This window comes from Stenotrophomonas sp. HMSC10F07 (genome assembly GCF_001807895.1).
In the GTDB taxonomy this organism is placed as follows: domain Bacteria; phylum Pseudomonadota; class Gammaproteobacteria; order Xanthomonadales; family Xanthomonadaceae; genus Stenotrophomonas; species Stenotrophomonas sepilia.
Genome location: NZ_KV791360.1, coordinates 6,934 through 27,033, shown reverse-complemented (window position 1 = coordinate 27,033; position 20,100 = coordinate 6,934). Strand labels below are relative to the sequence as shown.

Below are 20,100 nucleotides of genomic sequence, written 5' to 3'. Positions count from 1 at the left end.
CCGCCCCGGCAGCGCGCCAACGCTGCCGGGGCGGTCAGGAGAGAACCATGCAACACCACCGCACCGCCGCTCACGCGGCGAACGAAGGCTGAGCCGCCATGCAAGAAGAAATCCGCCAACAGGTACTGTCGCGTATCAAGAACGACTATGGCCTCAAGCACCGTAGCGGCACCTCGTACATGCGCGGGGGCAAGTGCCCCCATTGCGGCAAGAAGGAGCTATACACCAGCTACGAAAAACCTTGGGTGCTGCGCTGTGGCCGACTGGCCAAGTGCGGCCAGGAGGTGCGCGTGCGCGACCTCTACGATGACCTGTTCGACGACTACTCCAAGACCAACCCCCAGACGCCGCAGGCGCCGCATGCAGCCGCAGACGCGTACCTGGCTAGCAACCGTGGATTCAGCATCAAGCCGTTGAAGGGTCTCTACACCCAAGAGGACCACTACGACCGCGCGAAGCGCCAGGGCACGGCCACCGTGCGCTTCCCGCTGGTCAAAGGCGGCTGGTGGGAGAGGCTGATCGATCGCCCCCACCGGTTCGGCAAGATGAAGGCCCGGTTTGCGCCAGGCGAGAGCTACGCTGGGGTGTGGTGGGGTGCCGCCGCACAGGATCAGCTGCGCACCGCCCGCGAGGTTTGGATCGTGGAGGGCATCTTCGACGCCATCGCGCTCCTGCAGCGCGGCATCTGCGCCGTTGCCGCCATGTCGAGCAACGCCTATCCCGAACTGTCCCTCAAGGAACTGAAGGCCGCCCGTCCCAACGATCTGCCAGTGCTGGTGTGGGGTCTGGACAACGAGCCGGGCGCACGCGCCTACACCATCAAGCACGCCCGCCGGGCCGAGAAGCTGGGCTATCGCTGCTTGGCCGCGCAGATCGAGCAGGTGGGCGAGAAGAAGACCGACTGGAACGATCTGCACCTGCGTGCGCAGGCGGCGGAGGACGGCGACGCACAGTGGCAAGCTGATCTCGACCTGGCACGCCACAACGGCGCCGTGCTGATGGCGCGCACCGCCGTGGACAAGGGGCTGGTCATCTATCAGCGCGAGCAGAAAACCGAGTTCCACATCGAGTTCGCCTCGCGCCTGTTCTGGTTCGAGTTCGACGCTGTGCGCTTCGACAAGATGATGCGTGAGAAGAATCCCGACGACGAGGAAGGTACGCTCAGCGATGAAGCGGTGGCCAAGATCCAGCGCGCCTGTGCGTCGGTGCAGCAGATCGCCAACTGCTACCCCGAGGCGCTCTACTTCCAGCGCCACGAGGCGACAGACGAAAGCTGGTACTACTTCCGCGTTGACTTCCCGCACGACGCGCCATCGGTAAAAGGCACCTTCACCGGTGCCCAGGTGGCCAGTGCCAGCGAGTTCAAGAAGCGCATCATCAGCCTTGCCCAGGGTGCTGTGTTCAGCGGTAGCGGCCAGCAGCTGGACCGGATGATGGAAGACCAGCTGTTCAACATCAAAAAGGTCGACACGGTCGATTTCGTCGGGTACAGCCCCGAGCACAAGGCTTACATCTTCCCCGACCTGGCCGTGCGCGCCGGCGAGGTGACCCTCGCCAACGCCGAGGACTACTTCGAGTTCAACAAGCTGCGCATCAAGACCACGCAGCGTTCGATCCGCATGGACATCCAGCGCGATCACGATAACTACTCCACGGACTGGCTCGCTTGGCTTTGGACGTGCTTCGGCACGCATGGGATTGTGGCCCTGACGTTCTGGTTCGGCTCGCTGTACGCCAATCAGATCCGTAGCAGTCACAAGTCGTTCCCGTTCTTGGAAGCCACGGGCGAGGCCGGCGCCGGCAAGACCACGCTGCTCAACTTCCTATGGAAGCTGCTCGCCCGCGCCGACCATGAAGGCTTTGACCCCGCCAAGTCCACGAAGGCCGGCCGCGCCCGCGCCATGGGGCAGATTTCCGGCATGCCCATTGTGCTGCTGGAAGCCGACCGCAGCGACAACGGAGACAAGGCGCACGCCAAATCGTTCGAGTGGGACGAACTGAAGGACTACTACGGCGGCGGCACCCTGGCCACGCGCGGCGTGCGCAACGGCGGCAACGAAACCTACGAGCCGCCGTTCCAGGGAACCATCGTCATCAGCCAGAACGCGCCTGTTGATGGCAGCGAAGCCATTCTCACGCGCATCGTGAAGCTGCATTTCAAGAAGCCGACTGCGACGACCGAGAGCCGGCAGGCTGCGGACAATCTCAATGCGCTACCGGTTGAGAAGCTGAGCTACTTCCTGCTGGCAGCGCTCAAGGCGGAAACCGCCGTGATGGAGAAGTTCGCCGAGCGCGTTCGGTTCTACGAAGCCAGGTTGCGCGAAGAGAAGGAGCTGCGCGTCGAGCGCATCATCAAGAACCACGCGCAGATGCTTGCCCTGCTCGATGCGCTACGGCTGGTGGTCAACCTGCCGGAACACATGGTGCGCGAGACCCGAGACGCCCTGGTCAAGATGGCCACCGAACGTCAGGACGCCATAGGCGCCGATCACCGCATCGTCTCCGAGTTCTGGGATGCATACGAGTACATCGAGATGCAGGCCAGTGGCGACAGGCGAACCGTGCTGAATCACTCGCGCGACGACACCCGCATCGCCATCAACCTCAACGAGTTCATTCAGAAGGCGGGCTACTACGGCCAGCAGGTGCCCGACATTGGCGACCTGCGCCGACTGCTGGTTGAGTCCAAGCGCCACAAGTTCGTGAGCGCCAACACCGCCGTCAACAGCGCAATCCGTTCCACCCCGATGCTCAGCAGCACCGTGAAGTGCTGGGTGTTCCAGAAGTAAGACCCGCAGCAACAGCAAAGGCCCGGCGGGGAGTGCGCCAACACCGCCCCCAAGGCCATCCACCAACGAAGTTCAGGAGAGAACCATGCAACAGATGACAGGCCAAGCCTTGACCACCCTCGCAAAGTCGCTGGATTCCAGCACCGGACCCGGTGCGGAGGCTATCACGGGTGTGCATAACTGTGTGAATGCTGCGGCAGACGGTGGTACCAACGCCAGCGCTACGGTCACCCTCCATATCACCCACAACCGCGTCATCGCCACGGCGATGCTGAACATGGGACCGGCCAAGGTCGCGCAGTGCGTGTTCGAGCGCCGCAGGGGCAGCAGGAAGGGTTGGGAACTGGTGAAGGGAACCGACTTCAACGACGAGACCAGCTGGATTTCGCCCGAGCTTGCCGACCTGGCCAGCCGCATTCCGTTCCCCTACGAAGTGGCCAACATGCTACCCGGCAAGCGGGCAACCGCCGCTGCCGTCGCACAGGCCGCGCAGGAGGTGGCCAATGGCTGATTGTGTCGCCCTGCTGGCCATGTGCGTGCTGCTGCCGGTCGCTGGCGCCACCATGCTCAAGATGTGGCAGACCCGCCCACCCCGCCGCCGGCACAGCGGCTTGGCCGTGGGACAGATCCCACAGCCGCTGCGCCGCCGAACCCCCATGGCTGTGCGCCGGGAGGTGACCCATGGTTGAACCGATGATCCGTGACCCACATCGGTACTGCCCGGACTGCGGCATGGCTGGCTATATCGACTACACAGAAATCCCCGCTTCGGTGCGCACGTACACGCGTGCTGACGGCGAGTACTCGGACCACATCGGTCCCTCTCGCGACTGCGAATGCCGCGACTGCGGCGCATCGTTCACGCTGACCGGCTGGGAGAACTCCCATGGTTGATATAGACGCCGCCCGCCGATTCCTTGCCGGAGAGTTCGAGAGCGCCGGCCTGCCTCACGTTGCCAGCGGCATCCTGGATGGCAGCAGCCCCTTTGGCCAGAGCGTGTACGTCGCCGCTGTTGCGGCCGCGCTGGCAGCGCCATGTGCGGCCTGTGGTAGCGCGAAGGAGGCCGCATGACCCAGCAACAGAAGACACCACCTCGCCCCCTTCCAATCTGCAAGCGTCGACACTCTGCCCGGTACATTCACGACCTCCGCAGAGCCGAGGCCGGGGGCGGCCACCTCATTGAATGTGCCTGTAGCCATACTGCCAAGCACGCCAACTTTGACTTGGCTTGGGTCCATTGGCTCAAGCGCCACGCACTCCATCCGGCGCCGGCATCAGAGCAGACAGCTGGGTCGAACGTAATACAGCTGGGCTTTTGGCTCGCTGGCGGCGAAGCATGACGCTGCACGGGTTTGACACATTCTGGCTGCTTTATGGGCAGTTCGGCGCAACTATGACCACCGAACAATTGCGAGCGACTTATTTTCCGACCTCTTCGCTCAAGACGATGGCCAACAAGCACACGGCCGGCTTACTTCCCTCACGCATCGGCAACGTCTATGACACTCGGGACGTCGCTAATTGGTGGGACGGCCAGCGTCTCGCAAGGGGGCCATGAGCGATCAAATGAAGAAGCCGCCCGAAGGCGGCTTCTCTCATGGCGAAAAAATCACAGTTCGTCGTCGGGAACAGACCGCTCTGGCTGAACGAAAGTCTGGAAAACCACCTCACCATCCCGCCACTGGCCAGTGATGTCCCTTTCATCTTCGCCACTTGAATCCATGTCCTTGCAGCCATAGTAGGCGTCGTACTCAACTGTGTACTGAACTCGCACTTGGCCGCCAACAACGTCGATATCGTCAATCTGGTGCCATTGGTAGACCGCGCGATCGTCTACGTACTCCACTTCGAGATCGAGGGCGGCCTCCCAGTCCTCCACGTTCTCCGCAAGCCACTCCCTCACTTGGTCATCCGTCGTAATACCTGCGGGGATAACAACACTGGTTGCTCTATACATCGGTCTTCCCCTCCGGTTGACGACGCCTACGTGGATGTCCCTGCCAAATTATGCTCGCCGCAGAGCCAGCCCAAGCACCGCTCTCGTCGCATCGAACTACTTAGAGCTGATCGTGTCTTTCAGATACGAGAGGACGAAGCCGCCAAACGCACTGCTGAACAGCATCTTATCCATGGCTTGGAGATCACCCTCTGACAGCCATCTTGCCCATGATGGCCCAACAAGGTGCCAGAAGCGCACGACGAGCAGTGCCGCCAAAATGTACGCGCCGAGCCGAAGCGCACCAACTACCAAACGCTGCATCTCTGAACGCACGGCGATCTTAAAGAGCATCTCCTGCTCCTTCACTGCGCTTTCGTCGTAAACAACGTGCTTGTTGGTCGCCTGATCAATCGCACTGAAGTCCGGCAGCGGACCTGTTGGTCGTGCCATTGCCGGAGTAATCGGCGGAACGGGAGCCGGAGGCTCAGGCTCATTGGCCGCCTGAGCGAGCTTTGCGGCACACGCCGCACAGGCACTCGTATCTGGATCGGCCGGACCTTGGCCGCTTGGCGACGCGGCCTGAACACCATGACTAGAATCCGTGCCAGATTCTTTACGCGGGCCAGAATGAGCATCGGTGCCAGTGCTTTGGCTCGTGGAACCGACAGCCAGAGGTGACGCAGCCTGCACTTGAGGAGGCTGCGTCAGACTGGCCGATGCTCCTGGCGGAGCCGATCCACCCTCGGCCGATGTTGCGCCTTCGTCTGCGACTTCGGTCGAAGCGGCAGCGTTGGAGCTCGGCTCAGCAGTAGTTGCAGCTTCAGTAGCTGATGCCGTCCCTGGTGTAGTTGCCATCCTTGACCACCCCTAAATTTACTGACCCGTCTGTATCTTGTGCCGATAGTGGTCTGCGATGAGCTGCTCAGGGATCACCTCGCTACCCCACAGGTTCGGCCGATATGATCTTGCCCAGGGTGTATTCGGCTCGTGCGTCAAAGTCGACAGCTGCAATCCGTTAAACCGGTTGTACCTGCGCCACACGTGGTCCAGAAGAGCGAGGGTATCGCTGGAACGCACCAGCGCTTCCTCTTCGCCCAGCGGCGAGCGCAGACTATTTTGCACAACACCACTGCCGTAGCACTTCAGATCCTGATAGAGCGAAGGAATTACAGGACCGAATTTCCACGCTTCTACTGGCTCATTGATGAGCGCATGGTTGAAGTAGCCCCAATGCCAGCCATGGGCGATATAAACCAACTTGATCACCTGCATCGGCGTCAATGGCTGACCTTCCGAGCGCGCGCGCTCGAGGAAGTAGTTCGCGATGGTTGAGGGCGAAAAAGACATTGGTCGCTCCATGGCACAAGAAGAGCCGCCCGTCATAGGCGGCCTAGATGCAGTGGCTGTGGCTAAGGTCGCGCCTGCTCCGACGGCGGAGTCTACAGAACATATGTCTCAGAATGTGAAACACAAGTCACGGGAGTGATTCTACTGTGCCAATAATGTGCCAGAGCCGCTGAACACCCTGCAATACCTTGCTGTCGGTCCAGTCCATCATGGGGGCAACGGACAGGCGCAGGGAATCGGCGTAACGGGCGGTGGCGGACGTCATCGGGGTGTTGATCGGGGAGACTGGCATTGCCAGTGAGATCAATAGTTTACACCGGACGGCTGAACGGCGGCGGGTGGCGCCGGGACTGGCCGCTCGACCGGCCCCGGGGTCGCCGCGTGGCTTACAACCCGCGGTTGCGCACCTGTTCCTGCTGCTGCTCCTGCGCACGCTGGTTGAACTGGCTGTCCAGCGCTTCGCTTTGCCGGCTGCTGGCCTCGACCGAGTGCGATACCGCCTGCTGGCGGTCGACGAAGGTCCGCTGCGCCGCCGGGTCGCCCAGCTCGCCCTGCACCGCAAACAGACCGGTGCCGTCGGGGCGGGCCACGACGTGGTCGATCTGGCGCATCCCGGACACCTTGCTTTCGTACGCCAGCTGGCCGGCCGCCCGCTCAACCTCCTGCGGGTTGGCGAACAGTGGCTTCAGGCCGGCCTGGGCACGCTGCTGCTCCAGCGCCTGCAGCTTGCCCAGCGCCCGGCCGAAGCGCGCGTTGTCGGCGTGCCCGGGGTCGCGCATGCTGGCCGGCTCTGCGGGCTCGGCCCGGGCCGGTGCCGCCGGCGGGGGACCGGCCTTGACCGCGTTGGGGGCATCGACCTGCGCCAGGGTCTTGCGGCCTGCCTTGCCATCGTCGTCCAGGCCGTTGTTGGCCTGGAACTGCTTGACCGCCGCAAAGGTGTCCTTGCCATACACACCATCGGCGTGCAGCGGCTTGCCATCGGCCCCGGCATAGCCCAGCGCCGCCAGCTTGCCCTGCAAGGCCTTGACCTCATCGCCGCGCTCGCCCTGCTTCAGCACGCCATCGGCCATCGGCGCCTGCTGTGCACTGCGTGCGGCCTGCGCGGCCTCGGGGCCCTGCGCGTGGACCTTGCCGCCCAGGGTGATGCGGTCATTGAGCATGTCACCCAGGAACCTGCGGTACTGGTCCGGCTCGAGCTCGATATGTGCGTGCACGGCACCCGGGGTGCCGGCATCGGACTGGCGGATCAACGGCGCGCCGTACTCGACGAAATCACCAGTCTTGTAGGGGGTGCTTCCACGTGCACCATGCAGCACCTGCCCGACCAGTTCACGCTGCGGATGCCCGGCCGGATGGCTCCAGATGCTGATGGAGTTCCACTTGTCGTTGTTGACCTGCACGTAGCCCGCGACCGGATTGGGAATCATCACTTCCCGGTCGCCGCGCGAAGTACTCAGGATCAGATCCTTGTGCACCAGCGGAATGCCGTTGCGATCACCACGGGTCCGCACCGTTTCCAGCTCGCCCTCGACCATTGCCGACGGGCGGTCAGCCTTGGCGGCATTGCCGGTGCGCACGGCCTCGGCGTTGGTGTTGGGGTGATGGATCTTCAGTTCGCGGTAGGCATCCTCGCCACTGGTGCCATGACGCAGTGTGCGGTTGCTGCTGCCGTTGCCAAAGGGTTCGACCACGACGATGCGCTGGCCACCGGGTGCGGCAGCGGCATCGGGTTCGCGCGCAGTCGCGGGTGCGGGTGCCGCAGCAGGCGTGGCCGGTGCCACAGGCTGCGCCGGCGTGTGCTCGCGTACCACCGTATCCAGAGCCTGCAGGGTCTGCCGGCCGGCCTTGCCATCAACGGTCAGCCCATGCGCCTGCTGGAACTCGCGCACTGCATGCTCGGTGTTGGCACCGTAGTGGCTATCGGCTGTCAGAGGTTGCCCGTTGCGGCCGGTATGGCCGGCCTGGATCAACTTGGCCTGCAGGGCCTGGACCTCGGTACCGTGCTCGCCGGGTGCCAGCACGCCGTCGGCCATCGCCGATGCGGCCGCGCGCTGCCCGCGCCGGCCCGGCTCAGGTTCACCGAACGCTTGCTGGTAATCCTTGCCCCGGTAAGCCTCGGGGTTTTGGTTGACCTGGTCGTAGCGCGCCAGCCCGACCAGCGCGTTCTTCTCGGTGAGCGCACGATCACGCAGCGAATCCCACAGGGTGGGCGAGCTCTGGAAGTGCGACTGCACGTTGGCGTGCTTGTAGTCCTGCACCGCGCGGACAATCTGCTCGTCACTCAGCTCAGCCAGCTTGAAGTCTTCGCTGTAGGCTTGCTGGAGACCCTTCTGGAACACCGAACGTGTCATGCCGCGGTACTGCACCGAGGTGCTCCACAGCGCGTCCTGCACGGCCGGACCACGGCCGGAAAGATCAATGCCTACATCCTTCAGGCGGCCCATCTGCACGTCGTAGTACTGGTGCTGGATGAAGTCGTGCTGGTCCCTGGCAAACCCTGCCGGATCGGCCGCCGCCACTTCCTTCCAGCGTTCGGTGAAGGCCGGGGTTCCTGCCTGCAGGCCGTTGAAGCGGTTGCCATAGCGCGAGGCGGCGACGTATTCGTCCACGCCGCCAACGTTGGTGGCGTACTGGTAACTGCCATACGACACGCCACCATGGTCGCCCCTGCCGGTGGAAACGTGGCCGGGGCCACGACCTCCGGTTTCGAAATGCGCCGACGTCTGGCCGCGATGCCAGCTGTCCATTGCCTGCTTTGCCTGGGTCACAACATCCATCTTCCTGCACTCCTTTGCGGGGGATTTACTTTGAGGTCAGTGCCTGCAGCACATCGGCACGGTTGGCGGTGCGATTGATCCGGCAGGACTGCGCGTCCAGCATCTGCCCCTGCCCGTCTTCGGCAGGGTTCCAGCTGCAGTAGCGATTGGTATCGGACATGTAGGCAGCCTGCTCGTCCATCAGCCTGTCCTTGTCCTTGCCATCGGGGCCGTCAACGATCTTCATGAAAGCCTGCTCGAGCCGCTGCTCCTGCCAAGCAAGCTCGTCATCACCACACGCCTGCAGTGCCGATGTCTCGCCGCCGCTGGATCTCACGCATGCAGCATACTGCGGCCGCAACGTCGCCTTGTTGTAGGAATCATCCGGGCGCTGCGGCGGCATGTCCTGGTCATCGGCATCGGCCACCGTCGTGGCAGGTGCGGCACGTGCAGGCTCTGCAGTGGCGGGCGGCGATGCAGTGGCCGGCGCGGCGGCCGCGGGAGCAGCTGCCGTATCCGCCTCCGGGCTCTTGGCCTGGCATGCCGCCAGGCTGAGGCCAAAGGCCAGCGCAAGGGCGATGGCCCCAGCCTTGCCGAACGTTTCACGGGGGGCCGCTGGAAGGTGGTTTATTCCCTGCATTGCTTGCATCTCCTTGGCATCCAGGCGCGTGGCCCGTCAACGCGGGGCCGTCCATCGGCCCCATCAGGAAACGCATGCTACGCGAGCGCCGGTTTCAGATGCCTGACCGGATTCAGAATGCGTGCACCTCGTCGCAGAAGCAGGATGCGTAAGCCTCAATGCCCGCCCGCGCGCCCGCCCACCTGTTCGATCAGCGTCTGGCTAGCCACATTGAGGCTTACCACCACCACCTCCGCTCCATGCGCGGCCAGCTTTTCCTGCGCACGTTCCAGCGCGGCCACTGCGGTCAGGTCCCACAGGTGGGCGTCACGCAGGTCGATCTGCACCTTCGGCGCGACGTGCTGGTAGTCAAACGCCGCGCCCAGCTGGCCGGCAGACGCAAAGAACACCTGCCCGCGTACGCGGTAGACCTGCGTGTCTCCGGCATCCTCGCGCTGCACCTCCAGCATGCGGCCGACCTTGCGGGCGAAGAACAGCGCCGACAGCAGCACGCCACTGAGCACGCCCTTGGCCAGGTCGTGGGTGGCCACGGTGACCACCACGGTCAGCAACATCACGGCCGAGGAACTGCGCGGATGCGTGCGCAGGTCGCGCAGCGAGCGCCAGCTGAAAGTGCCGATGCTGACCATGATCATCACCGCCACCAGCGCAGCCATCGGAATCTGCCGCACCAGGTCGCTGCCGTACACCACCAGCACCAGCAGCAGCACGCCGGCCACCAGGCAGGACAGGCGGCCGCGGCCACCAGACGTCACGTTGATGACCGACTGGCCGATCATCGCGCAGCCGGCCATGCCACCGAGGAACCCGGTGACCGTGTTGGCCACGCCCTGGCCGACGCATTCGCGGTTGCGCTCGCTGGGCGTCTCGGTGATGTCCTCGACGATCTGCAGGGTCATCATCGATTCGAGCAAGCCGACCACGGCCAGCGTGGCCGACACCGGCAGCAGGATGCGCAGCGTTTCCCAGCTGAGCGGTACATCGGGGATGAGGAACTGCGGCAGGCTGTCCGGCAACTGGCCCATGTCACCAACACTGCGCACGTCCACGCCAAAGCCGATCACTACGGCGGTGAGCACGACGATTGCCACCAGCGGCGAAGGCACAGAGCGGGTGAGGCGCGGCAGCAGGTAGATGATCGCCAGTGCGGCGGCACACAGCACGTAGACGGCGGGACCGCGGCCGATCAGTTCCGGCATCTGCGCCAGGAAGATCAGGATCGCCAGCGCGTTGACGAAGCCGGTGATGACCGAGCGCGAGACGAATCGCATCAGCGACCCAAGCTTGAACACACCGGCCAGCACCTGCAGCAGGCCAGCCAGGATGCTGGCGGCGAACAGGTACTGCAGGCCATGGTCCTTGACCAGGTCGACCATCACCAGCGCCATTGCACCGGTGGCGGCGGAGATCATGCCCGGCCGGCCGCCAGCGATGGCGGTGACCACCGCGATGGAAAACGCGGCGTACAGGCCGACCTTGGGGTCGACGCCGGCGATGAGCGAGAAGGCGATGGCCTCGGGAATCAGGGCCAGGGCGACGACCATGCCGGACAGCAGATCACCACGGATGTTGCCGAGCCATTGCTGGCGCAGGGGGTAGGAGGTTTGCATGGAAAAACTCCGCGCGCACGCGGGCGTGGCCGCATGGCGCTGCAGTGGAAAGACGCGGGTTCCTGAGCCGGGCGGGCCGGCTGCCGAGATGCGGCAAGGGTCAGGGTGGCGTGATCACTGCAGGCGGGAATCGGTACGTGGGAGGGACGCAGTCTACGGCACAGGGCTGCCAAGGGACAGCGTCGACAGACCGCAACGGCAGCGGAGCATGGCTCCGCTCTACAATCGCGCTATGGCCACCGACCACGCACAGTTCTTCGATCCCGCCACCGAACAAGGCGTGCTGCGCCTGTCCATCGCAGGCTCACTGCTGCTGGCCGCGGCAGCGGTAGTATTCGGCCTGCTGGCCAATTCCTCGCTGATCATCTTCGACGGCATCTACGGCCTGATCGATGTGGTGATGACCTGGCTGTCACTGCTGGTCGCGCGGCTGATCGCACTGTCCACCAGCACCGACGCGCTGCAGTCGCGGCTCAACCAGCGCTTCACCATGGGGTTCTGGCACCTGGAGCCGATCGTGCTGGGGGTGAGCGGCACGCTGATGATCGGCGCGGCGCTGTATGCGCTGGTCAATGCGGTCGACGCGCTGATGTCCGGCGGCCGCCACATCGCGCTCGGCCCGGCCATCGCCTTCGCCGGGCTGTCGATCGTCGGCGAAGGTGCGCTGGCCTGGTTCGTGCTGCGCGCCAACCGGCGCATCGGCTCGGAGTTCATCGCACTGGATGCGAAGAACTGGGTGATCGCGGCCAGCATGTCGGCCTGCTACCTGCTGGCCTTCCTCGGCGGCGTGCTGGTGCAGGGCACCTCGCTGGCGTGGGTCGGGCCGTACATCGACCCGGCCATCCTCGCCTTCGTCTGCGTGCTGGTGATGATCGCCCCGCTCGGCACCGTGCGCCGGGCGCTGGCCGGCATCCTGCTGGTCACTCCGCCGGAACTGCAGGCGCATGTGGATGCGGTGGCACGCGCGATCGTGGCCAGGCACGGCTTCGTCGAGCACCGCAGCTACGTGGCGCAGGTGGGGCGTGGCGAGCAGATCGAGTTGTTCTTCGTGGTGCCGGAAGACGACCCGCCGCGGCCCTTGGTGGAATGGGACCGGCTGCGCGACGAGATCGGCGAAGCGCTGGGCGAGGCCTCGCCGGACCGCTGGCTGACCATCATGTTCACCACCGACCGCGAGTGGACGATCTAGGCCAACAGGACGATCGATCAAGTTTTTCGTACGCGTTGCAACCCAACGTACGCGGAAAGCGGGCAAAGTAGGCTCCAACGCAACACCCACCCACTGACCAGGAGCATCCCGATGTCCATCGAAAAGGTTCTGTACACCGCCCAGGCCACCTCCACCGGCGGCCGCGAAGGCCGTTCCGTCTCCTCCGACAACGTGCTGGACATCCAGCTGTCGACCCCACGCGAGCTGGGCGGCGCCGGTGGCCCAGGCACCAACCCGGAACAACTGTTCGCCGCCGGCTACTCGGCCTGCTTCCTGGGCGCGCTGAAGTTCGTGGCCGGCCAGGCCAAGGTCGCGCTGCCGGCCGACACCACCGTCACCGGCAAGGTCGGCATCGGCCAGATCCCGACCGGTTTCGGCATCGAGGCCGAGCTGACCATCAACGTGCCGGGCGTGCCGCGCGAGCAGGTGGAAGAACTGGTGCAGAAGGCACACATCGTGTGCCCGTACTCCAACGCCACCCGCGGCAACATCGACGTGACGCTGATCGTTGCCTGATGCGCTGCTGCCGGCCAGCGGCCGGCACTACCCGCGCGCGGCGCAAAAAAATGGGCGGATGCCGGTCGAAACCAAGCATCCGCCCATCCCACCCCGGGTGGGCCCCGGCACGTGGCCGGGGACGCATTCGCTACGGCGCGCATCCATCCTTCTGGAGGAGAGCCCCCTTGTTGTTCAAGGGGGTGCGCCAACGGCGCGGGGATAAGGTGGAATGCGCGGACCAGCGACCGGTTACCGGTCGCTGGTGATGAGCTGCACGACGCTGGAGAAATCCAGCTTGCCGCGGCCTGCCTGGTGGTTCATCGAGTACAGGTTGCGGGCCACTTCGCCCAGCGGGATCGAGGCGCCGACACTCATCGCCGCTTCCACCGCCAGGCCCATGTCCTTCAGCATCAGATCGCTGCCGAAACCGCCGCTGTAGCCGCGCGAGGCCGGCGCATTTTCCAGCACGCCCGGCCACGGGTTGCACACTTCGGTGGCCCAGCTGCGGCCGGTGCTGACCGCCATCATCTGCGACAGCACCTTCGGGTCCAGCCCGTGCGCCACGCCCAGTGCGATGGCTTCACCGGTCACCGCCATGATCACGCCCAGCGCCATGTTGTTGCACAGCTTGGCGACCTGGCCGGCACCGCTGGCGCCGACATGGAAGATGTTCTTGCCCATCGCCTGCAGCACCGGGCGGGCGCGCTCCAGCGCGTCCTCTTCGCCACCGACGATGAAGGTCAGGGTACCGGCCTGGGCGCCGGCGGTACCGCCGGAGACCGGCGCGTCGATCATCAGCAGGCCACGCGCGGCGGCCGCTTCCGAGACCTTGCGGGCACTGGCTGGTGCGATCGTGCTGCAGTCGATGACCAGTGCACCGGCCGGGATTGCGGCGAGGATGCCGTCATCGCCCAGGTAGACGCCTTCGACGTGGCGGCTGGCCGGCAGCATCGAGATCACGACTTCCGCATCGGCCAGGGTGTCGCGTGCCGACGACGCCGCGCTGGCACCGGCATCGACGGCGGCCTGCACCGCGGCCGGGACCAGATCGAACACGCGCACGGTGTGGCCGTTCTTGACCAGATTGGCGGCCATCGGGCCACCCATGTTGCCCAACCCGATGAATGCAATGCGGCTCATGCAAGGCTCCTTTCAACAAGGGGAGTGCCCAGGTCGGCCAGCGGATGCGCGGCAGCGGCCCAGGGGGAAGCGAAGAAGGTGTCGGCCCACGCACCGGTGGCCTCGGCCAGGGTGGCCGGGTTCCACTGCGGATTGCGGTCCTTGTCGATCAGCAGCGCGCGGATGCCTTCGGCGAAATCACCGTGGGCGGCGCAATGCAGGGCGACGATGTACTCCAGGCGGTAGATCGCGGCCAGATCCTGGCCGGCACTGCGGCGCTGCAGCTCGTACGACAACCGTGCCGAACCCGGCGCACCGGCGGCGAGGGTCTTCTGTGCCGCCTGCAACCACGCATCATCGGTCTGCAGGCCGGCAATGCGCGCGACAATGGCTTCAAGGTCATCGCCTTCGCACAACGCATCGACCTGCGCCGCATTGGCCAGCAGCGGACCGGTGGCGGCATCGCTGGCATGCGCCTGCAGCAGATGGGTCAGGCGTTCGTGGTTGTGTGCGGAGTCACTGGACCAGGCCACCTGCAGCAGCGCATCGAACACCGTACTGCGGCGCTCTTCGGGCACATGTACATCGGCCAGGCCAGCGTAGATGGCATCGCCCGGGTTGAGCAGCGCGCCGGTCAGGGCCAGGAACAGCCCGCCCTTGCCCGGCACGCGCGGCAGCAGCCAGCTGCCACCGACATCAGGGAACAGGCCGACGGTGATTTCCGGGAAGGCCAGCTTGGAGCGCTCGCTGACCACACGGTGGCTGGCGCCGGACATCAGGCCGATGCCGCCGCCCATCACGATGCCGTGGCCCCAGCACAGGATCGGCTTGGCGTAGGTGTGGATGAGGTAATCGACGCGGTACTCAACGTCGAAGAACTCGGCGGCGTAGTCGTTCTCGCGTATGTCGCTGCGGCCGTCCTCACGGAAGGCGACCATGGCCTTGTACAGGCTGTGCAGGTCGCCGCCGGCGCAGAACGCCTTTTCGCCAGCACCCTGCAGCACCACCATGGCGATGCCGTCGTCGTCGGCCCAAGCGTTCAACTGCTCCAGCAGCAGGTGTGCCATCGGCAGCGAGAAGCCATTGAGCGTGCGCGGCGCGTTGAGCGTGGCGAGGCCGATGCGCACGCCGTTACCGGCCACGCGCTCCTCGAACAGCACCGGTGCGTCGTCGGCAGCGGTGTCGGCGCTCATGCGTTCTTCCACTGCGCGGTGCGCTTTTCCAGGAAGGCAGTCACGCCCTCGACCTGGTCGGCGGTGTCGAACAGGTCGACGAAGGCTTCGCGCTCGGCCACCAGCGCCGAGGCGTGGGTGCCGGTGCGGGTGGACTGCACCAGCGTCTTGCAGGCGGCGATGCTGGTCGGGCTCTGCTTGCCGGCCTTTTTCGCCCATTCCAGCGCCAGTGCCTTGGCTTCGCCCTTGCCGACCTTTTCTTCGGCCAGCCCGATGCGCAGCGCGGTCTCGGCGTTGATGCGCTCACCCAGCAGGATCATGCGCTTGGCCCAGCCTTCGCCGACCAGGCGCGGCAGGTTCTGGGTGCCACCGGCGCACGGCAGCAGGCCAACGGTGGCCTCCGGCAGCGCCACCTGGGCGTGCTCTTCGATGATGCGCAGGTCGCAGGCCAGTGCGCATTCCAGGCCTCCGCCCATCGCGTAGCCGTTGATCGCGGCGATCGACACGCCACGGAAACCGGACAACGCCTCGAAGGCTTCGCCGAAACGGCGCGCGGCTTCGCGCGCTGCGGCCTTGTCGCCGGAAGCGAACTGGTTGAGGTCGGCACCGGCGGAGAAGAACTTCTCGCCGTCACCGGTGATCACCAGCGCGTAGATGTCGCGGTCTGCGTTGAGCGCGCCGACCAGGTCGCGCAGCGCCGACAGGCTGTGCACGGTCCAGGTGTGCGCCGGCGGGTTGTTCAGGGTGACCACGGCGGTATGGCCGTCGGCCTCGACCTTCAGGCCCACGTGCTCCTGGGTACGCCAATCCTTCATCGCAGTTCCTCTTCGGTGTTGAGCAGGTGACGGGCAACGATCACCCGCATGATCTCATTGGTGCCTTCCAGGATCTGGTGCACGCGGCAGTCACGCAGCAGGCGCTCGATCGGGTACTCGCGGATGTAGCCGTAGCCACCGTGGATCTGCAGCGCTTCATTGCAGACGTTGAAACCGGCATCGGTGGCGAAGCGCTTGGCCATCGCGCACCACACATTGGCATCGCTGGCCCCGGCATCGAGCTTGCGTGCGGCGGTGTGCACCATCTGCCGCGCAGCCACCAGTTGGGTGACCATGTCGGCCAGCTTGAACTGCAGCGCCTGGAACTCGGCCAGCGCCTTGCCGAACTGGCGGCGCTCGCCCATGTAGCGGCGCGCGGCATCCAGCGCGCCCTGCGCGGCACCCAGCGAGCAGGCGGCAATGTTGATGCGGCCACCATCAAGCCCCTTCATCGCCAGCTTGAAGCCGCCGCCTTCCTCTCCCAGAAGGTGGCTGACCGGCACGCGGACGTTTTCGAAGGTGATGCCACGGGTGGGCTGGCTGTTCCAGCCCATCTTCTCTTCCTTGCGGCCGAAGCTGATGCCCGGCAGGTCCGACGGCACTGCAATGGCGCTGACGCCGCCAGCACCGGCACCGCCGGTACGTGCCATCACCACCAGCAGTTCGGTGGCACCGGCGCCGGAGATGAAGGCCTTCGAGCCGTTCAGCACGTAATGATCGGCGTCGCGCACGGCGGTGGTCTTCAGCGAGGCCGCATCGGAGCCGGCACCCGGTTCGGTCAGGCAGTACGAGGCCAGCTTGTTGCCCGAGGACAGGTCAGTACCCCACGCATCGCGCAGTGCTGGCTGGCCCCACGTGGACACCATCCACGAGGCCATGTTGTGGATGCTGATGTAGGCCGCAGTCGAGGGATCGACGTTGGCGAGCTCCTCGATGACGACGGCGGCGTCCAGCCGGCTCAGGCCGCTGCCGCCCACTTCCGGGTCCATGTACAGACCGCAGAAGCCCAGTTCACCGGCCTTGGCGATCGCCTCGCGCGGAAAGATGCCCTCCGCATCCCATCGCGCGGCGTGTGGCGCCAGTTCGGCCTGTGCGAAGTCGCGCGCTGCCTCGCGGTACGCCTGCTGCGCTTCTTCCAGTTCCGTCGTCATCGAGTGGCTCATGGCTGCTCCTGCCGTTACTTCAGGCTGATCGTGGTGTTGACGCCGTGGCTCAGCGTTTCGTCATCGAACCAGCGCGCGGTGACCGTCTTGGTCTGGGTGTAGAACAGCACCACCTGCTTGCCGTATGGGCCCAGGTCGCCCAGCTTGGAGGCGCGCGAACCGGTGAACGAGAACAGCGGCACCGGCACCGGGATCGGCACGTTGATGCCGACCTGGCCGACGTCGATGTCTTCCTGGAACTTGCGCGCGGCCGCGCCGGACTGGGTGAACAGTGCGGTGCCGTTGCCGTTCGGGTTGCTGTTGACCATCGCGATGGCGTCTTCCAGCGTCTCCGCTTCGAGGATGACCAGCACCGGCCCGAAGATTTCTTCCTGGTAGATGCGCATGTCGGTGGTGACACCGGCAAAGATGGTCGGGCCGACGAAGTTGCCCTTCTCGAAGCCATCCACCTGCGGGTTGCGGCCATCGAGCACCAGCGAGGCGCCCTGCTCCACACCCGAGGCGATCAAGCCTTCCACGCGCTCGCGGGCACTGCAGGAAATGACCGGACCGACGTCGGTGCCGGATACGGTGCCGGCGCTGACCTTCAGGGTCTTGGCCTTTTCGACCAGATCCTGCACCCAGTTGCGCGCTTCACCGACCAGCACCAGGGTGGAGGCGGCCATGCAGCGCTGGCCCGCGGCGCCGAAGGCCGCACCGACCATCGCGTTGAGGGTCTGTTCCTTGTTGGCGTCCGGCAGCACCACGGCGTGGTTCTTGGCGCCCATCATGCACTGCACGCGCTTGCCGGCCAGCGAGGCACGGTTGTACACGTGGGTGCCGACGCGGGTGGAACCAACGAACGACACGGCCTTGATGTCCGGGTGGTCGCAGATCGCGTTGACCACTTCTTCGCCGCCGTGGACGACGTTCAGCACGCCCTTCGGAATGCCGGCTTCCAGGGCAAGCTCGACCAGGCGCATGGTGACCATCGGGTCCTGCTCGGACGGCTTGAGGATGAAGGTGTTGCCCGTTGCAATCGCCATCGGGAACATCCACAGCGGGATCATCGCCGGGAAGTTGAACGGGGTGATGCCGGCGCACACGCCCAGCGGCTGCATGATCGTGTAGGTGTCCACGCCATTGGCCACGTTGTTGGCCAGCTCGCCCAGCTGCAGGTTGCCGATGGCGGCGGCGTGCTCGACCACTTCCAGGCCGCGGAACACATCGCCTTCGGCGTCCGGCAGGGTCTTGCCCTGTTCGGCGGTGAGGATGTGGGCCAGCTCGCTCATGTTTTCGCGGATCAGCTGCTGGTACTTCAGGAAGATGCGCGCACGGGTGCCGATCGGGGTCTTGCGCCAGGTCTTGAAGGCCTCCTTGGCGGCTGCGACGGCGGCGTCCACTTCACCGGTGGTGGCGAAGGGCACCTTGGCCAGCACGTCCTGGGTGGCCGGATTGATCACGTCCTGCCAGTGGGAGGTGGCCGATTCAACGAACTGGCCATCGATCAGCATGCGGATACGGGGCGCTGCAACAGTCATGACGACAATCCCACAGGGTGCGAAAGATGCTTGGCATTATTCACAGCACGCACCTCGATTTCCGGGCTGAATCCGCTTAATCTGGCCAACACACCGCACGATTCCTGTTAATTTTGTGAATACCCCAGCTCCCCAGCGGCAGCTCGGCCTGCGCGTGCTGCGCCTGCGCGAACAGCGCGGCTACAGCCAGGTTGACCTGGCGCGGGCGCTGGGGCTGTCGGCCAGCTACCTGAACCAGATCGAGCGCAACAAGCGCCCCCTCACACCAGCGGTGCAGAAGAAGCTGGGCGAGGTATTGGGCGATGTTTCCGCGCTGTTCGACGAAGATGAGCCCGCCGCGCTGCAGGAGGCGCTGGGCGAGACCCTGCGCGACCTGGGCCTGGCCGAAGTCAGTGCCACCGAACTGCGCGCCCTGGCGGGCAACCTGCCGCAGGTCAGCCGTGCGCTGCTGGACCTGCACCGCCGCCACCTGGCACTGCGCGAGCATGCCGCCGCGCTGGAATTCCAGCTGGGCGAGCCCGGCGCCGGCAGCACCCTGCCGGCCGGCGACCAGGTACGCGAGTTCTTCAACCGCATGCACAACCACATTCCCGAGCTGGACGAACTGGCCGAGCGCCTGTTCGCCGAGTGGGGGCTCTCGCCCGGGCATGTGGCGCCGCGCTTGCGCCAGCTGCTGGCCGACCGTCACGGCGTGCTGGTGGAAGTGGCCGCACTGCAGGCCGGGCGCGAGAAGCGCCAGTACGATGCGGGTACGCGGCGGCTGTGGCTGCCGGACTACCTGGAGCCGGGCCAGCAGGCGTTCCAGATGGCCGCCGAACTGGCCCTGCACGGCTACCTGCCGCAGATCGATGCGGTGGTGGCGCGTGCCGGCTTCACCGATGACGCACGCATCGCACAGGCGCGGGTGGGTCTTTCGAACTACTTCGCCGGCGCGCTGGTCATGCCCTACATGCGCTTCCTGCGTGCGGCCGAGGCCAGCAGCTACGACATCGAACTGCTGGCGCACCAGTTCGGCGTCGGCTTCGAGGCGGTCTGCCACCGGCTGAGCACGCTGGCACGGCGCAGTGCGCCCGGCCTGCCGTTCTTCTTCATCCGCGTGGACCGCGCGGGCAACGTATCCAAGCGCCATTCGGCCACCGACTTCCACTTCTCGCAGGTGGGCGGCTCGTGCCCGCTGTGGATCGTCTACGAGGCGTTCAACCAGCCCGGGCGCATCCTTACCCAGACCGCGCGCATGCCCGACGGGCGCCGCCATTTCTGGCTGGCGCGGCAGGTCAGCAGTGGCCCGGTGGGCCATGGCCAGCCGCGCAAGACCTTCGCGGTGGCGCTGGGCTGCGATCTACAGCATGCCGAACGCCTGGTGTATTCGCTGGGGCTGGATGTGCAGAGCCCAGGGAACTCGGTTTCGATCGGACCGGGTTGCCGGGTGTGCCCACGCGAGGACTGCATGCAGCGTGCGTTCGCGCAGTTACCGGGGCGATAGGGTTGGTTCGGCAGGGCTGCGCCCTGCACCTGCCGAAG

Annotated in this window: 19 protein-coding genes; 8 read left to right on the top strand and 11 right to left on the bottom strand. The window is 65.5% G+C overall.

Translation table 11 applies throughout. The annotated features are described in order from the left end of the window. The first annotated feature begins 98 nt into the window (after positions 1–98). The 5 genes from HMPREF3114_RS06985 to HMPREF3114_RS20950 all read left to right on the top strand — a co-directional run bounded on the left by HMPREF3114_RS06985 (position 99) and on the right by HMPREF3114_RS20950 (position 3,861). Positions 99–2,789: a toprim domain-containing protein gene (locus HMPREF3114_RS06985; RefSeq protein WP_070489421.1), complete on the top strand. Its 2,691-nt coding sequence runs from the start codon at positions 99–101 to the stop codon at positions 2,787–2,789. A 184-nt stretch (positions 2,790–2,973) separates the two neighbouring features. Beyond that, entirely contained in the window at positions 2,974–3,300 is a 327-nt protein-coding gene (locus HMPREF3114_RS06980) for a hypothetical protein (RefSeq protein WP_256337636.1), read from the top strand. Further along, positions 3,293–3,478, top strand: a complete 186-nt coding sequence (locus HMPREF3114_RS21415) for a hypothetical protein (protein WP_070489419.1) — start codon at positions 3,293–3,295, stop codon at positions 3,476–3,478. The genes HMPREF3114_RS06980 and HMPREF3114_RS21415 overlap by 8 nt, the downstream gene beginning before the upstream one ends. Next, positions 3,471–3,683 (top strand): hypothetical protein, encoded by a 213-nt coding sequence (locus HMPREF3114_RS20955; protein ID WP_141750795.1) that lies wholly within the window; start codon positions 3,471–3,473, stop codon positions 3,681–3,683. Before HMPREF3114_RS21415 ends, HMPREF3114_RS20955 begins: the two co-directional genes overlap by 8 nt. After that, complete coding sequence (locus HMPREF3114_RS20950; RefSeq protein WP_141750794.1) at positions 3,676–3,861, top strand: hypothetical protein; 186 nt, start codon at positions 3,676–3,678, stop codon at positions 3,859–3,861. Before HMPREF3114_RS20955 ends, HMPREF3114_RS20950 begins: the two co-directional genes overlap by 8 nt. 538 nt (positions 3,862–4,399) lie before the next feature. On the opposite strand, the gene HMPREF3114_RS06965 is transcribed toward HMPREF3114_RS20950, so the two are convergent. The 6 genes from HMPREF3114_RS06965 to HMPREF3114_RS06940 form a co-directional block, all read right to left on the bottom strand. Beyond that, entirely contained in the window at positions 4,400–4,747 is a 348-nt protein-coding gene (locus tag HMPREF3114_RS06965; protein WP_070489415.1) for a hypothetical protein, read from the bottom strand. 96 nt (positions 4,748–4,843) lie between these two features. Next, a complete protein-coding gene (locus tag HMPREF3114_RS06960; RefSeq protein WP_070489413.1) occupies positions 4,844–5,179 on the bottom strand; it encodes a hypothetical protein in 336 nt (111 codons plus the stop codon). A gap of 423 nt (positions 5,180–5,602) precedes the next feature. Further along, on the bottom strand, positions 5,603–6,076 hold the full coding sequence (locus tag HMPREF3114_RS06955) for a Panacea domain-containing protein (RefSeq protein WP_070489412.1): 474 nt from the start codon (positions 6,074–6,076) through the stop codon (positions 5,603–5,605). 386 nt (positions 6,077–6,462) lie between these two features. Beyond that, the gene (locus HMPREF3114_RS06950; RefSeq protein ID WP_070489410.1) at positions 6,463–8,853 is read right to left on the bottom strand and encodes a VgrG-related protein; all 2,391 of its coding nucleotides are present in this window, start codon (positions 8,851–8,853) and stop codon (positions 6,463–6,465) included. Positions 8,854–8,878: 25 nt separating this feature from the next. Beyond that, positions 8,879–9,472, bottom strand: a complete 594-nt coding sequence (locus HMPREF3114_RS06945; RefSeq protein ID WP_053498749.1) for a lysozyme inhibitor LprI family protein — start codon at positions 9,470–9,472, stop codon at positions 8,879–8,881. A 155-nt stretch (positions 9,473–9,627) separates the two neighbouring features. Next, positions 9,628–11,082 (bottom strand): SulP family inorganic anion transporter, encoded by a 1,455-nt coding sequence (locus HMPREF3114_RS06940; RefSeq protein WP_053498748.1) that lies wholly within the window; start codon positions 11,080–11,082, stop codon positions 9,628–9,630. Positions 11,083–11,290: 208 nt separating this feature from the next. Between HMPREF3114_RS06940 and HMPREF3114_RS06935 the strand changes: the two genes are divergently transcribed. Then, entirely contained in the window at positions 11,291–12,271 is a 981-nt protein-coding gene (locus HMPREF3114_RS06935; RefSeq protein ID WP_053498746.1) for a cation diffusion facilitator family transporter, read from the top strand. A 111-nt stretch (positions 12,272–12,382) separates the two neighbouring features. Further along, positions 12,383–12,808, top strand: a complete 426-nt coding sequence (locus HMPREF3114_RS06930; protein WP_004153735.1) for an organic hydroperoxide resistance protein — start codon at positions 12,383–12,385, stop codon at positions 12,806–12,808. A gap of 231 nt (positions 12,809–13,039) precedes the next feature. Here HMPREF3114_RS06930 and mmsB read toward each other — a convergent pair whose 3' ends face one another. The 5 genes from mmsB to HMPREF3114_RS06905 are packed head-to-tail and all read right to left on the bottom strand — an operon-like array spanning position 13,040 to position 18,579. After that, entirely contained in the window at positions 13,040–13,930 is an 891-nt protein-coding gene (mmsB, locus tag HMPREF3114_RS06925) for a 3-hydroxyisobutyrate dehydrogenase (protein ID WP_053498744.1), read from the bottom strand. Beyond that, a complete protein-coding gene (locus tag HMPREF3114_RS06920; RefSeq protein ID WP_053498743.1) occupies positions 13,927–15,102 on the bottom strand; it encodes an enoyl-CoA hydratase/isomerase family protein in 1,176 nt (391 codons plus the stop codon). The genes mmsB and HMPREF3114_RS06920 overlap by 4 nt, the downstream gene beginning before the upstream one ends. After that, a complete protein-coding gene (locus HMPREF3114_RS06915; RefSeq protein ID WP_053498741.1) occupies positions 15,099–15,896 on the bottom strand; it encodes an enoyl-CoA hydratase in 798 nt (265 codons plus the stop codon). Before HMPREF3114_RS06915 ends, HMPREF3114_RS06920 begins: the two co-directional genes overlap by 4 nt. Further along, positions 15,893–17,059, bottom strand: coding sequence for an acyl-CoA dehydrogenase family protein (locus tag HMPREF3114_RS06910; protein WP_053498739.1), 1,167 nt, complete (start codon positions 17,057–17,059; stop codon positions 15,893–15,895). The genes HMPREF3114_RS06915 and HMPREF3114_RS06910 overlap by 4 nt, the downstream gene beginning before the upstream one ends. Before the next feature lie 14 nt (positions 17,060–17,073). Beyond that, positions 17,074–18,579: a CoA-acylating methylmalonate-semialdehyde dehydrogenase gene (locus HMPREF3114_RS06905; RefSeq protein ID WP_053498738.1), complete on the bottom strand. Its 1,506-nt coding sequence runs from the start codon at positions 18,577–18,579 to the stop codon at positions 17,074–17,076. 115 nt (positions 18,580–18,694) lie between these two features. Between HMPREF3114_RS06905 and HMPREF3114_RS06900 the strand changes: the two genes are divergently transcribed. After that, positions 18,695–20,062: a helix-turn-helix domain-containing protein gene (locus tag HMPREF3114_RS06900; RefSeq protein WP_053498737.1), complete on the top strand. Its 1,368-nt coding sequence runs from the start codon at positions 18,695–18,697 to the stop codon at positions 20,060–20,062. Positions 20,063–20,100: the final 38 nt, after the last annotated feature.